At 58.4% G+C, this 14,076-nt stretch carries 10 protein-coding genes; all 10 read left to right on the forward strand.

From position 1 onward, the window contains the following. The first annotated feature begins 530 nt into the window (after window positions 1–530). The 10 genes from LOC54_RS08575 to LOC54_RS08620 all read left to right on the forward strand — a co-directional run bounded on the left by LOC54_RS08575 (window position 531) and on the right by LOC54_RS08620 (window position 13,896). The gene (locus tag LOC54_RS08575) at window positions 531–1,718 is read left to right on the forward strand and encodes an acetyl-CoA C-acyltransferase (protein ID WP_279313402.1); all 1,188 of its coding nucleotides are present in this window, start codon (window positions 531–533) and stop codon (window positions 1,716–1,718) included. A 60-nt stretch (window positions 1,719–1,778) separates the two neighbouring features. Next, the gene (locus tag LOC54_RS08580) at window positions 1,779–3,272 is read left to right on the forward strand and encodes an acetyl-CoA hydrolase/transferase C-terminal domain-containing protein (RefSeq protein ID WP_279313403.1); all 1,494 of its coding nucleotides are present in this window, start codon (window positions 1,779–1,781) and stop codon (window positions 3,270–3,272) included. A gap of 15 nt (window positions 3,273–3,287) precedes the next feature. Beyond that, window positions 3,288–3,692, forward strand: coding sequence for an acyl-CoA thioesterase (locus LOC54_RS08585; protein ID WP_279313404.1), 405 nt, complete (start codon window positions 3,288–3,290; stop codon window positions 3,690–3,692). 69 nt (window positions 3,693–3,761) lie between these two features. Beyond that, complete coding sequence (locus tag LOC54_RS08590) at window positions 3,762–5,414, forward strand: electron transfer flavoprotein-ubiquinone oxidoreductase (RefSeq protein ID WP_279313405.1); 1,653 nt, start codon at window positions 3,762–3,764, stop codon at window positions 5,412–5,414. A 17-nt stretch (window positions 5,415–5,431) separates the two neighbouring features. After that, window positions 5,432–7,699 carry a 3-hydroxyacyl-CoA dehydrogenase/enoyl-CoA hydratase family protein gene (locus LOC54_RS08595; RefSeq protein ID WP_279313406.1) on the forward strand — a complete coding sequence of 756 codons (2,268 nt, stop codon included), beginning with the start codon at window positions 5,432–5,434 and terminating at the stop codon, window positions 7,697–7,699. A gap of 109 nt (window positions 7,700–7,808) precedes the next feature. Then, window positions 7,809–9,581 carry an acyl-CoA dehydrogenase C-terminal domain-containing protein gene (locus LOC54_RS08600; protein ID WP_279313407.1) on the forward strand — a complete coding sequence of 591 codons (1,773 nt, stop codon included), beginning with the start codon at window positions 7,809–7,811 and terminating at the stop codon, window positions 9,579–9,581. Between the two features lie 57 nt (window positions 9,582–9,638). After that, a complete protein-coding gene (locus tag LOC54_RS08605; protein ID WP_279313408.1) occupies window positions 9,639–10,388 on the forward strand; it encodes an electron transfer flavoprotein subunit beta/FixA family protein in 750 nt (249 codons plus the stop codon). A 36-nt stretch (window positions 10,389–10,424) separates the two neighbouring features. Next, complete coding sequence (locus LOC54_RS08610; protein WP_279313409.1) at window positions 10,425–11,360, forward strand: electron transfer flavoprotein subunit alpha/FixB family protein; 936 nt, start codon at window positions 10,425–10,427, stop codon at window positions 11,358–11,360. 239 nt (window positions 11,361–11,599) lie between these two features. Next, window positions 11,600–12,354, forward strand: a protein-coding gene (locus LOC54_RS08615; protein ID WP_279313410.1) for an IS5 family transposase whose coding sequence is annotated in 2 segments (ribosomal slippage) — window positions 11,600–11,921 and window positions 11,921–12,354 — 756 coding nt in all. Because the reading frame shifts where the segments join, the coding sequence is not laid out codon by codon here. A gap of 804 nt (window positions 12,355–13,158) precedes the next feature. Further along, on the forward strand, window positions 13,159–13,896 hold the full coding sequence (locus tag LOC54_RS08620; RefSeq protein WP_279313411.1) for a TetR/AcrR family transcriptional regulator: 738 nt from the start codon (window positions 13,159–13,161) through the stop codon (window positions 13,894–13,896). Window positions 13,897–14,076: the final 180 nt, after the last annotated feature.

A 14,076-nucleotide genomic window follows, 5' to 3' on the forward strand; every position in this document is an offset into this window, starting at 1 on the left:
GATATCGTTGATATCGCCTGCCATGCCTGGAACCAGATCGTCGAACAACCTTGGCGCATCATGTCAATCGGACTGCGCAATTGGGCGCATAGGTTCTAGCAATCAACGGTTGGTATAACTGACGACACGCCGTAACGTCCGGCACGCGACGTCACGTGTCGGTTCAACCATATGTGATGGTGTCCGAAAGCATCGCGCGTCGACAGAGGCGACTAATTGTCCTATCCAGAAACTCAACTAACAATCGTTAGATACATTGTGTGTGGATAGCTGATTGGGTCGTGGGGCAGGGCGAACGGGATGTGATGGGATAGGGCGACGTTAGCGGCGCCCCGCCTCATGGCGGCCAAGCCTATGCGAACATATGGGGTCAAAACGATGACGACAGCGCAACGCGAGGGGCGGTTTCCTAAATCCGATGGGGTCGGAACTGATCTCTTCGCCTTCATCACAAAGTTGGAGAAAGCCCCCTCTCTAGACGACATTTCGAGCACGCAACGAACCAACAACGGAATTTGGAGAAACATATTATGAACACACAAGATCCGATCATCATCGCAGGCGCTGCCCGTACACCGATCGGCTGGTTCCAGGGCCAGTTCAACGACTTGACGGCCACCGAACTGGGCTCGGTCGCCGTCAAGTCGGCACTGGGCCGTGCAGGTATCGCACCAGATAAGATAGAAACCGTCATCATGGGTAACGTGCTGTCGGCCGGCCTGCGGCAGAACCCTGCGCGCCAGGCTGCACATGGCGCTGGCATTCCATTCAGCACAGGTGCTGTTACTGTGAACAAGCTCTGCGGCTCCGGACTGATGGCGATCGGCTTCGCCCACAACGCGCTGGCGGCGGGTGCCGACTCGCCGCTGGTCGCCGGTGGACTCGAATCCATGACTAACGCACCTTACCTTTTGACAAAGGCGCGCAGCGGATACCGCCTGGGTAACGGCCAAGTCTACGACCACATGTTTTACGACGGACTGGAGGACGCGTACGAGCCTGGTCAGCTCATGGGTCACTTCGCCGAGAAGACGGCCGAGCAGTATGGCTTCACCCGCGCAGCCCAGGACGACTATGCTATCGAGACGCTTCGCCGTGCGCGAGTTGCCGTCGAAAGCGGTGCCTTCGAAGCAGAGATTGAACCGGTCACCATCCGTAACCGCAAGGGCGAGACCGTCATCCGCGACGACGAGAACCCACTGAAGGCGCAACCGGAAAAAATCCCCACGCTGCGGCCTGCCTTCGGCAAGGACGGAACCATCACCCCCGCCAGTTCGTCGGGCATCGCGGACGGTGCCTCTGCCGTTGTCCTCGCGCGCCGCAGCATGGCCGAGAAACTCGATCTGCCTGTTCAGGCGGTGATCCGCGGGTTCACCATCCATTCGATGGCGCCGCGCGACTTCACCATAGCGCCTGTGCCAGCGAAGCAGAAGCTGATGGAGCGGCTGGGCTGGAGCGTGGGCCAGGTCGATCTATGGGAAGTCAACGAGGCCTTCGCTGTAACCGCCATGCTGGCACGCCAAGAGTTGAGCATCCCAGCCGACCGGCTGAACGTCAATGGCGGCGCCTGCGCACTCGGCCATCCGGTCGGTGCCACGGGCGGACGCCTTATCACCACGCTGCTTTACGCATTAAAGGCTCGCGGCGGCCGTCGCGGCATCGTCTCCGCCTGTATCGGCGGCGGTGAGGCGATCGCGATGGCGTTGGAACTCCCCTGACTGAAAAAAGAGGTAGCCCTAGCAACGCTGAGGGCCGTGATTTGAGAAAGCAATCAAGCGATGCAGAACGACCGTATTCGTAATCTCGCATTTCAGAAGAAAGTGATGAGCGAGGATGTAGCCGCTTCCTTCATCCAACATGCCGACACGGTCGGCATGGGCGGTTTCGGACCTGGCGGATCGCCCAAGGCGCTGCCTCGCGCCATCGCGGCGCGGGCCGAAAAGTTTCATCAAAAGGACGAACCCTTCACCATCCGGCTTCTGACCGGAGCCTCCACCTCGCCAGGGCTAGACGGAGTACTGGCCCGTGCCAAAGCGATCAGCTGCCGCCTTCCTTACCAAGGTGACATTGATCTGCGCGCGCAGGCCAACCTGGGCGAGGTCGCCTATGTCGACACCCATCTGAGTAGAGTGGCCCCTTGGGCTAGGGCTGGCTTCTACGGCAAGATGAACGTCGCGATTATTGAGGCGGCTCTCATCAAGGAAGATGGCGGTATCGTGGCCACCGCAGCGATTGGCAATGCGCAGACCTGGCTCGACCTCGCCGACAAAGTCATCATCGAGGTCAATTCCTGGTGCCCGACCGACCTCGAAGGCGTTCACGACATCTGGCGTGGCCCGGAGGGTTCGCTTCCCAATATCAGCAGCCCCGGCCAGAGGACGGGCGACCACCTGCTGCGTGTCTCACCCGACAAGGTCGTGGCGGTGGTGAAGACGAACGAACGCGACCTGAACGCCATTTTCCGCTCAGTGCCTGACGCAGTAGCGATCGCGGGTCATATCATTGAGTTCTTCCGCCACGAAGTCGCGTACAACCGCCTACCAAGCGTGCTGCCACCTTTACAGTCAGGCGTCGGGAACATCGCGAACGCAGTGATGGAAGCGCTGGCCGACGCACCGTTCAATGATCTCACGGCCTACACGGAAGTCATCCAGGACGGCATGTTAGACATGGTCCAGTCGGGCAAGATGCGCGCCGTCTCGGGGGCGGCGCTGTATCTCAGCCATGACCGCGCTACCCGGATCAACGACGATTTCGCGCGAGTGAAGAACAAGTTGGTGATTCGCCCACAGGAAATCAGCAACAATCCGGCGATCGCGCGACGATTGAACTGCATTGCCATGAACGCTGCGATCGAGGCCGATATCTACGGCAACGTGAACTCGACGCGCGTCATGGGTTCGCTCGTCCAGAACGGAATCGGCGGATCGGGCGATTTTGCACGCAGCGCGCTGATCTCGATGTTCATGCTGCCATCCACTGCCAAGGGCGGCCTGATCTCGTCGATCGTCCCGATGACCAGCCACGTCGATCACATCAACCAGGATGTGCAGATACTGGTGACAGAGCAGGGGCTCGCCGATCTGCGCGGGCTTGCCGCGCGGCAAAGAGCGAAGGTGATCATTGAAACCTGTGCCCATCCGGACTTCCGCCCGCTCCTGCGCGATTACTATGACCGAGCGGAGAAGGCTGGCGGGGACACCCCGCATTTACTGGGCGAGGCACTTTCCTGGCACAAATGTTTCGTCGAAACGGGCACGATGCGTCAGTAAACAGGAGTAAAACCAATGGTTGAGCTGAGCAACGACGAAGCGTCCGGCGAAGGCGAACTGACCATTAGGGTCATAGCCATGCCGAGCAACACCAACCCAGCGGGCGATATTTTCGGCGGCTGGCTGGTGTCGCAGATGGACCTTGCGGCAGGCTCGACGGCTGCACTCAGGGCCCGCGGGCGGTGTGCAACGGTCGCGATCGACAGCCTAGTCTTCCACCGCCCCGTTGCGGTTGGGGACGAGGTGAGTATCCGTACGCGACTGTTGAAGATCGGGCGGCCGTCTATGACCATCGACGTTCAGGCTTGGCGGCGCATGCCATACACGACCGAGATCGAGAAGGTGACGCAAGGTTCTTTCGTCTTCGTTGCGCTCGACGAGTTCGGCCGCTCCCGCTCGATTGACGCAGCTCCAGCCTGAGCCTGACGTTCTGCGCTTTGATTTGAAAGAGGTAGGGTTGTGACTGAAGCCCCGGAACCAAGAGAAGTTATGGAATTCGACGTCGTGATCGTTGGAGGCGGGCTCGCAAGCCTATCTGCCGCCATTCGATTGAAGCAGGTGTCGAAAATGGACGGGCGAGAGATTTCTGTTCTCGTCGTTGAAAAGGGCTCTGAGATCGGGGCACACATTCTTTCCGGTGCCGTGATCGATCCAATCGGGCTCGATGCGTTGATTGCGAACTGGCGGGACGATCCAGAAAGCCCCCTTGCGACAAAAGTTGAGGAGGACGCTTTTCTTTTCCTTACGAAAAAGAGTGGTTACCGTCTGCCGAACGCCCTGATGCCCAAATTGATGGACAATCATGGCAATTATATCGGTTCATTGGGTAATGTGGCACGCTTCCTCGCCAAAAAGGCCGAGGAGTTGGAAGTCGAGATCTTTCCCGGCTTCGCTGCTACCGAAATACTCTACGACGAACAAGGGCGCGTGGCCGGCGTGGCCACGGGTGATCTGGGCATCGGCAAGGATGGCTCCCACCATGGTGGTTATACCCGGGGCGTCGAGCTTCGGGCGAAATACACGCTGTTCGGCGAGGGTGCGCGCGGGTCTCTGACAAAGCAGCTTCTCGCTAAGTTTAACCTTGCTGCGAATTCCGATGTTCAGAAATTTGGTATAGGTATCAAGGAACTATGGCAAGTTAAGTCGAAGAACTTCCGCAATGGACTGGCGCAGCACAGCTTCGGCTGGCCGCTGGACAGCCAAACCGGCGGTGGATCGTTTCTTTATCACTTCGACGACAATCTCGTCTCAGTCGGGTTCGTCGTTCACCTTAATTATTCCAACCCGACTCTCTCTCCTTTCGGAGAGTTCCAGCGATTCAAGACGCATCCACGCATTCGTGGCGTGTTCGAGGGCGCCAAACGCATCTCCTACGGCGCACGAGCCTTGACGGAGGGCGGTTGGCAATCCGTGCCAAAACTGACATTCCCTGGCGGCGCGCTCATCGGCTGCGCAGCAGGTTTTGTCAACGTTCCCCGCATCAAGGGATCGCATAATGCGATACTCTCGGGCATCCAAGCGGCTGACGCCGTCGCGGCGGAACTGGCGAAGAAAAATCCAGCGCCGGAGTTTACTGCCTACGATGAGGGATGGCGTGCATCTCCCATCGGTCGGGATCTCAAGCCGGTTCGTAATGTCAAGCCCCTCTGGTCACGCTACGGCACACCGTTCGGTATCATGATGGGCGCACTCGACATGTGGACGAACGTTCTCGTCGGCAAGTCGTTCTTCGGCACGCTTTTGCACGGGAAGCCCGACTATGCGTGCCTCAAGCCGCTCGCGGACGTAACGCCGATCACGTACCCCAAGCCCGATGGCGTGCTGACTTTCGACAGGCTGTCGTCGGTGTTCCTCTCGAACACCAACCACGCCGAGGATCAGCGTTGCCATCTGACGCTGAAGGATGCGTCCATCCCGATTTCGAGCAACCTGCCGCTCTTTGGCGAGCCAGCGCGACTTTACTGCCCGGCAGCGGTGTACGAGGTCACCTATAAGGACGAGAATATCAAGTCCGACCCGCAGTTCGTAATCAATGCCCAGAACTGCGTGCATTGCAAGACGTGCGACATCAAGGACCCGGCCCAGAATATCAATTGGGTGCCGCCTGAAGGCGGCGGCGGTCCTAACTATCCGAACATGTGAGAGAAGGTAATCGTCAAATGTCTGATTATCAGATCAAGAAGGCTGCTGTAATTGGTGCAGGGACCATGGGTTCCGGTATAGCTGCGCACATGGCCAACGCCGGGTTGGACGTTGTCCTCCTCGATCTGGACGCAGAACTGGCGGCCAGCGGTGTCACCCGCCAGCTCAATATGGGCGGTTTCATGGAGCCGGCATTCGCCGCGAGGGTGAAGACCGGCAGCACGAAGACCGACCTGGGGCTGCTGGCTGACGCGGACTGGATCGTAGAGGCGGTCGCCGAGCGCCTCGACATCAAGCATGCGCTGTTCCGCGCAATCGATAACGTTCGCAAGCCGACGGCTATCCTGACTTCGAACACCTCGACCATTCCTCTTCATGATCTGCTCGACGGCTTTTCCGACGAGTTCGCTGCACATTTCCTCGTTACCCATTTCTTCAATCCGCCCCGCGTCATGCGCTTGCTTGAACTGGTGAGCGGGTCGAAGACCAAGCCCTCGGTCACTGAAGTCATCACGCGTTTCGCCGACGAGCACCTGGGCAAAGGTGTAGTGCCTTGCAAGGATCGTCCCGGCTTCATAGGCAATCGTATCGGTTGCTACTGGCTGGCGTCAGGCTTGTCGGAAGGCATCAGACTTGGCATCGACGTCCAGGTGGCGGACTCGGCTCTAGGCAAGCCGTTCGGCTTCCCCAAGACCGGCATCTTTGGTCTGTATGACCTCGTCGGCATCGACCTGATGCCCTATCTCATCCGCTCGCTTCAGAGCACCCTTCCCAAAACCGACCCCATCCAGGCTTATGAGGCCGAGCCGCAGCTAGAGACGGACATGCTCGCCAAAGGGCTTAGCGGACGCAAAGGTGGTGGCGGTTTCTACAAGCTTTCGGTCGACAAGAAGACGAAAGAAGTGATAGACCTCCAGACTGGCGAATATCATCCACAAAAGCCGGTGCAGTCTGACAGCCTCGATGCAGCCAAGGGCGATGCCCGCGCGCTGCTCGACCATCCGGGGCTCGCGGGGCAGTACGCTTGGGCCGTGATGTCCCGCACACTGGTCTATGCTGCGTCCCTCGTCCCCGAGATCGCCGATCGTCCGGACCTCGTGGACGAGGCGATGCGCCTGGGGTACGGTTGGAAATATGGCCCGTTCGAGCTGATCGATCGGATCGGCGCCGGATGGTTCGCCGAGAAACTCGCCAGGGAAGGCCGCGACGTTCCTCCGCTGCTCGCCTCGGCGGTGGCTAATGGCGGCTTTTACCGCGTCGCCAATGGCGAACTCGAGGAACTTTCGGCCACTCAGCCCGGCCAATACGAATCCGTCCCGCTGCCGGAAGGCGTGATCTCTCTCGCCGCGCTGAAGCTCAAGACCAGAACAGTCGCAAGCGACGATGCCGCAAGCTTGTGGGATCTCGGTGACGGGGTAGGCCTGCTTGAATTCCACACGAAGTTGAACAGCTTCAGCCTTGCGTTGCTTGCCGCGGTGGAGAAGGCGGTCATCGAGGCGCCTAAGACGTTCAAGGCGCTTGTGATCGGCAATGACGGTCCCGTATTTAGCGCAGGTGCCGACCTGTCCTATGTTTTTGGCCTTTCTGAGAAGGGGGACAAGGAAGGGATCGAGCAGTTCGTCCGGGCTGGCGTCAAGGCGTTCGACGCGGTGAAGACCGCCTCCTTGCCGATCGTCGGCGCTGCGTTCGGTGTGGCGCTCGGCGGGGGCTGCGAGGTTCTCCTCCATAGCGCCGCCGTTGTGGCCCATTCCGAAACGAGTTTCGGTCTCGTCGAAGCGCGTGTCGGCCTTGTTCCGGGCTGGGGTGGCGTTACCGAACTGCTGCTCCGCCACATCGAGACCACATCCGACGTCAACACGGCATTTGCCGACACTTTCGAGGCGATCCTGCTCGGCACGGCGTCTGCTGGTGCCTTTGATGCGCGGGGCAAGACGATCCTTCGTCCGAGCGACGAGATCGTCATGAATCGTGACCGTCTGATCGCGCAGGCAAAGAAGCGTGCGTTGCAAAAACTTCAGGGTTTCGCGCCTGCTGTCAGGCGCAGCATGACGCTGGTTCCGGCCCGCGTGTTCGAAGAGAGGCTTGAGATGCTCAAGCCCCAACTCAGTCCGCACGATCTGACGATTGCCCAGAAGCTGATCGAAATTCTCTCGGGCAGCGAAACAGTGACTGAGAGCGAACTCACCGAGCGCGTAACGCACGCCTTCGTTGATCTCGCGCTCACGCAACCGACCCGCGACCGGATCACGAACATGCTCAAGACCGGCAAGCCCCTGAAGAACTAATTTACGATGCAGGCCTGATCTAAGCTGCGGGGGAAGGGAGGTTATCCGTCTGGATCGTTCTCTTCCTTTTCCCACCAAGTGCAAAACCCGAAACCAACGGATTTGAAATATGCCCGACTATAAAGCGCCAGTTGACGACATGCTTTACCTCCTCAACGAGGTATTCAATGCGGAAGAGAATGTCTTCTCAAAGATTCCACAATATAACGAGGTCAGCAACGATCTCGTACAGTCGGTTCTCGAAGAGGCGGGACGTTTCTGTGCAGGAGTGCTTCGCCCCATCAACATCTCCGGTGACCAAGAAGGTGCGCATTTCAAGGATGGCAAGGTCACCACGCCGAAGGGCTTTAAAGAGGCCTATGCCAGCTATACCGAGGGCGGCTGGTCCAGTCTCGCCTTCTCGCCGGAATATGAAGGTCAGGGCCTGCCCCGCACGCTTCAGGTCCTCGTCAAGGAGATGATCAGCAGCGCTAATCTTTCATTCGGTCTCTTTCCTGGCCTGACAGAGGGCGCGGCGGAGGCAATCGAGGCGCACGCCAGCGAAGAACTGAAGCAAAAATACTTGCCAAACATGGTTTCCGGCAAGTGGACGGGGGCCATGGGCCTGACCGAAGGCAGTGCCGGCTCCGACCTGTCGCTCGTCAAGACGAGAGCCAAGCCCCGAGACGACGGATCCTACAGCATCAGCGGCTCGAAGATATTCATCTCCTCAGGTGACCACGACCTTGCCGAGAACGTCATTCACCTCGTGCTTGCGCGCTTGCCGGAGGCGCCTGCCGGAACGAAAGGCATTAGCCTGTTCCTGTGTCCGAAGATCTTCGTCAACGAAGACGGATCGCTTGGTGCACCCAACACGATTAGCGTCGGCACGATCGAGCACAAGATGGGCATCCACGCTCAGCCGACCTGCGTGATGAATTTCGATGAGGCACAGGGCTGGCTGGTCGGCGAGCCCAATCGCGGTCTTAATGCGATGTTCACCATGATGAACGCGGCGCGTCTGCTTGTCGGGATGCAGGGTCTCGGCATCGCAGAAGCGTCCTACCAGACGGCTTCCGCCTATGCGAAGGACCGCCTGCAGGGGCGCGCGCCGGGCGCCCGGGAGACGGGTAGCATCATCGAGCATCCGGATGTGCGCAAGCAACTCCTGACGATGCTCGGTTTCATCGAGGCCGGTCGCGCGCTCGCGGTGTATGTTGCACTCGAACTCGACAAGGAAGGCTTCCATCCCGACGCGGCAGTCCGTGCACGGGCCTCAAGCCTGGTTGCGCTGCTGACGCCCGTCATAAAGGCAGGTCTCACCGATTTCGGCTTCGAGACGGCCGTGCTTGGTCAGCAGACGCTCGGCGGCCATGGCTATATCCACGAATGGGGCCAGGAGCAGTTCGTTCGTGATGCGCGCATCACTCAGATATATGAAGGCACGAACGGTATCCAGTCGCAGGATCTTGTCACCCGCAAGCTTCCGCTTGATGGCGGCAAAGTCGTGGCCGACTTCTTCGGCCAGATCGGTAATGTCATTGCCGAGGGCAAGGGGGTCGCCGAAGTGCTGTCTCTTGCCACTCAGCTGGAGGCGGCTCTGGCCGGGCTCCAGAAGATCACGCTGCGCCTGCAAAGCGGCGATCTGGCCAATCCGCTGGAGCAGAACGCGGCGGCGACGGCCTATCTGCGGGCCTTCACCCTAGTGACTTTCGGCTGGCTGTGGCTACGTATGGCGTTGATCACCGTCAAGAAGGGTGCGGCGGCGACGCCGCACGACAAGCGCAAGCTGTTGGTGGGCGAGTTCTTCGCCGCGCGGATGCTGCCGCAGGTCTATGGCCTGTTTCATGAGATCGAGGCTGGCTCCACGACGCTGATGGCACTCGCGTCCGCCGAATTTTAATCGTATTCTGGCTTCTGCGACCAGATCGCGGAAGCCGTCTCCAGAAAGAGTCGGGTCATGACAAAAATTCTCGTCCCCGTGAAATTGGTTCTCGATTACAACCTCAAAGCGCGCGTCAAGTCGGATAAGACGGGGATTGATCTTACAAACGTCAAGCTCTCCATCAATCCGTTCGACGAGATCTCCGTCGAGGAAGCGGTTCGTCTGAAAGAGGCAGGCAAGGCGACGGAGATCGTCGTCGTATCCATCGGCCCGGCGAAGGCACAGGACGCACTGCGCTCAGGCCTAGCGATCGGTGCTGATCGCGGCATCCTGATCGAGACAACCGAAGTGGTCGAGCCGCTGAATGTTGCGAAGATCCTAGCGAAGGTCGTCGAGACCGAGAAGCCAGATCTCGTCTTCCTCGGGAAGCAAGCCATCGACGATGACAGCAACCAGACGGGCCAGTCGCTTGCGGCACTGCTCGACTGGCCGCAGGCGACCTTTGCCTCGACACTTGTTCTCGAGGATGGGGCAGTCCAGGTCACCCGAGAGGTCGATGGCGGTCATCAGACGCTGAAGCTGGCGCTGCCAGCAGTCGTCACGGTTGATCTGCGCCTTAACGAGCCACGCTATCCGACGCTACCCAACATCATGAAGTCCAAGAAGAAACCGATAGCGACGCAGAAGATCGCGGAATTTGGAATCGACATCACGCCGCGTTTGAAGGTCATCGAAGTCCATGAGCCCCCGACGCGCAAGGCCGGCATTAAGGTCAAGACTGCCGCAGAGCTTGTCGACAATCTCAAGAAGGCTGGCGTTCTCTGATCCGCCCTAAGCGCCAACAGATTGATAGGAACTAGTATGACTACCCTTGTTTTGGCTTCTCATGACCAGAAGACCCTCGACGCGTCTACGGCCAAGGCTGTGACGGCGGCGCTCGCACTGGGTGAAGACGTCCATCTCCTTGTCGCCGGCAGCAACATAGGCGCGATCGCCGACGAAGCAGCGAAGCTCCAGCATGTTAAGAAAGTTCTGAAGGCCGATGCCGTTACTCTCGAGCATCAACTCGCTGAACCCCTGGCGGACGTGATCGTCTCCATTGCTAAGGATTATGACGCGATCGTCACGGCTGCGACTTCGGTCGGCAAGAATGTTCTCCCGCGTGTCAGCGCACTCCTGGACGTTCAGCAGATCTCGGAGATCACCAAAGTCATATCTACCGACACGTTCGAGCGCCCGATCTATGCCGGAAACGCGATAGAGGTTGTCCAGAGTCTTGACGCGAAGAAGGTCATCACGGTACGCATTTCCGCCTTCGCTGCAGCACCAGCCGGTTCCGACAGCGCACCGGTCGAGCCAGTGACCGCGCAATCAAGGCAATATCGGTCCTCTTTTGTGAACGAAGCGCTGGTCCAGAGCGCGCGTCCGGAGTTGACTTCGGCGCGCATCATTGTGTCCGGCGGCCGTGCTCTAGGCTCTTCCGAGAAGTTCGATGACGTGCTGTTTCCGCTGGCCGACAAGCTCCACGCCGCTATCGGCGCATCACGCGCTGCCGTCGATGCTGGCTATGCCCCAAATGACGCTCAAGTTGGACAGACGGGTAAGATCGTGGCGCCGGACCTGTACATCGCGCTCGGAATTTCCGGTGCAATCCAGCATCTTGCCGGCATGAAGGAGTCGAAGATTATTGTTGCAATCAACAAGGATGAAGACGCACCTATCTTCTCTGTTGCGGATTTCGGCATCGTGGGCGACCTCTTCAAGGTCGTGCCAGAGATAGAGCAGGCTCTGGGCTGACTGGCCGCGGACCTCGATAGTCCGTCCGCCATCATATTCGCTTCGCACCTTCTTTAGGTGTTCTTGCCCAGCCCCAAGCGGTTTTTCTGTGCGAGCCACTTATCATTTCAGGGAAAACTGGAGGGTGCGAAAAACCTTCTACGTCGTGTCGTCAGTTAAGCACTGAGCATGTGCCGTGAGGGTTGTACTTTCTGTCGCCCTGTGCTGACTGTTTTCCCGGTTTTGAGGGAGAGAAACAGATGCGGCGCTATGGCTTGCGTGACGACCAGTGGGAGCGGATAAAAGACCTTCTTCCGGGTCGTGAGGGTCATGCTGGAGGCACTGCTGCAGACAACCGTCTGTTCGTGGAGGCGGTGCTGTATCGCTGTCGCGCAGGCATTCCATGGCGCGATCTTCCTGCACGTTTCGGAGACTGGAAAAACGTGCACCGGCGTCTGCACCGCTGGTGTGAAAGCGGTGTCATCGAACGGATATTTCGTTATCTGGCCGCCGATCATGACAATGAATACATGATGATCGACAGCACGATTGTCCGTGTACATCAGCATAGTGCCGGAGCTCTCAGAAAGGGGGCGCGGATCAGGCCATCGGACGATCCCGGGGCGGACTGACCACAAAGATCCATGCCATTTGCGATGCCCTGGGCAATCCGGTGGAGATCGACATCACACCGGGTCAGGATGCGGATATCAACCGGGCGGAACCGATGCTGGAAAACATCGATCCGGATGCCTTCCTTGCTGACAGGGCGTATGACGCAGACAGGTTGATCGACCGATTGACAGAGCGCGGCGTTACCCCGGTCATTCCGCCAAAACGTAATAGAACGATGCAGCGGAAAACAGACTTCGCTCTTTACAGGGAGCGTAATCCTGTCGAGAGGTTCTTCAATAAACTCAAGCAGTTCCGTGCCATCGCAACACGCTGCGATAAACTGAAATCAACGTTCCTCGCAGCCGTGCAGTTTGCCTCAGTCATCATCCTCCTTAACTGACGACACGCCGTAGTTGGGCGGCCCGCTATTTTGCGAGAACTGCCTCCCCCCCCCCCTTTGGACCCGCTGCTGGATCGAAACCAAATGCGACAGACACAGGCTCAGGGAATTTAGGGCCTGTCCGAGCGGACACGTTTCCTGTCAGCCTGTTTTCATCTAATCTTCACCGCATCAGGCCGTTCGAGGTGCGCGGCTTCCGGAGAGGAGACGAAACACAACAAAGAGAGGGTGATATAGCTATTGGAACCTCTGGTTCGGGTTAGATTTTCCCCTGGGGGGGGGATTGACAGTGGCCACCCTTCACGAAACTGAAGATTTCGCTTTCCGAGTTCCCTTGAGGGAGAGAACGGGTTGCTGCGAATTATAGAGGAAATTCATGATTGCCGCAGACGAGCATGGATGGGCGCCATAATATGCCCAAAATAAAGTATTCACATCGTCCATGGAGAGGCGAACAAAACCCAACTAGATTCGTGCCGAACCCAGGGGCGTCTTCATGACGCGCGATGACCGTGTGATGCACGAAAAACGGACCATTACTGGCAGGCGCTGGCCTCTGCGATGGTTTCTGTTCCAAGTCGGGGCAGTTGCATCACGCCATGACGGCGCCGAGAACCAATGCCACTGCCAGGCGTCTCGTCACGATCCAAACGTTATTCTCGAAGCAGGGCATCCATGTCACGCCGCTCCAGCCAACTAAATACAACCACTGAGATGCGTGCAAACAGTAGGGGCGGGGCAAAAACCTCGAAAGCCTTCAAGCCTGTCGTTGACGCAAGGCCTCAAGATCGAGGCAAGGACAGAATGGAAACGGGCCGCGATAAGCGACCGAAACAGATGAGTTCGATGAAAAAAGGTGCATCCTGTGTGGCTGATATCCTGCCCCCCAACGAGGAGCCGCAGATTACCCGAGGGAGCACTCTGGAGATCGAAAACCAGGCGGAACGCCGGCAGAAGATTCTTGAGGTGGCGGCTCAACTTTTCGCTCAGCGGGGGTACAAGGCGACCTCCATCCGCGACATTGCCGACGGGGCGGGCATCATGGGCGGGTCGCTTTACTATCACATCCGATCAAAAGAGGCGTTGTTCGTCGAGATCCACAACCGCGCGCTCGACGCGGCGGCACGGCGGATTGTCATGGCAATGGCGCGCCACGACGATCCATGGGCAAGGTTACAGGCGGCATGCGATGAGCATCTGGAGATTCAGCTTAACCCCACCTCGCTTACCTTGCCAATCATGAACAACATCATGTCCGTCCCATTCAACGTCAAGGCGGAACTGATCCGCAAACGCGACGAATTCGAGGCCATCTTTACGAAGATGGTGCGCGACTTGCCGCTTCCGAAGACCATCGATCGTGACATCTATCGCATCCTACTCCTGCGTCTACTCAATACCGTCGATCAGTGGTATGACGAGGGCCGACTCCCCCGGTCGGCAATTGTCCAACAGATCATCGCGATCTTCCGCCATGATGCGGCATCCCGAACCGTGACCACCGGGTCATACCAGCGGCGATTTCCTCCGACTGATTTGTGATGTGACGAGTGCTGTGCCTGCTGATTGCCTGCGCTGTGGGAGGGGCGGGGATCGGTTGTCATGTTAATTTTTCTCGGTGATAAACAGTGCTGATGAGCAAGAGGTTAGGTTTTGTTGACAAAAGACGGTAGCCACAATTTTACGGCTGCGAGGTTAAGAAAGGCGAGAAACGATTTTCTT

The organism is Acetobacter sp. AN02, from assembly GCF_029759835.1.
GTDB lineage: Bacteria > Pseudomonadota > Alphaproteobacteria > Acetobacterales > Acetobacteraceae > Acetobacter.

Bases quoted from the DNA above. Each gene is read 5' to 3' on its own strand.
- LOC54_RS08605 (WP_279313408.1), top strand. From the start codon at position 9,639: ATGACAAAAATTCTCGTCCCCGTGAAATTGGTTCTCGATTACAACCTC.
- LOC54_RS08620 (WP_279313411.1), top strand. From the start codon at position 13,159: ATGGAAACGGGCCGCGATAAGCGACCGAAACAGATGAGTTCGATGAAA.
- LOC54_RS08590 (WP_279313405.1), top strand. From the start codon at position 3,762: ATGGAATTCGACGTCGTGATCGTTGGAGGCGGGCTCGCAAGCCTATCT.
- LOC54_RS08610 (WP_279313409.1), top strand. From the start codon at position 10,425: ATGACTACCCTTGTTTTGGCTTCTCATGACCAGAAGACCCTCGACGCG.
- LOC54_RS08585 (WP_279313404.1), top strand. From the start codon at position 3,288: ATGGTTGAGCTGAGCAACGACGAAGCGTCCGGCGAAGGCGAACTGACC.
- LOC54_RS08595 (WP_279313406.1), top strand. From the start codon at position 5,432: ATGTCTGATTATCAGATCAAGAAGGCTGCTGTAATTGGTGCAGGGACC.
- LOC54_RS08600 (WP_279313407.1), top strand. From the start codon at position 7,809: ATGCCCGACTATAAAGCGCCAGTTGACGACATGCTTTACCTCCTCAAC.
- LOC54_RS08580 (WP_279313403.1), top strand. From the start codon at position 1,779: ATGCAGAACGACCGTATTCGTAATCTCGCATTTCAGAAGAAAGTGATG.
- LOC54_RS08575 (WP_279313402.1), top strand. From the start codon at position 531: ATGAACACACAAGATCCGATCATCATCGCAGGCGCTGCCCGTACACCG.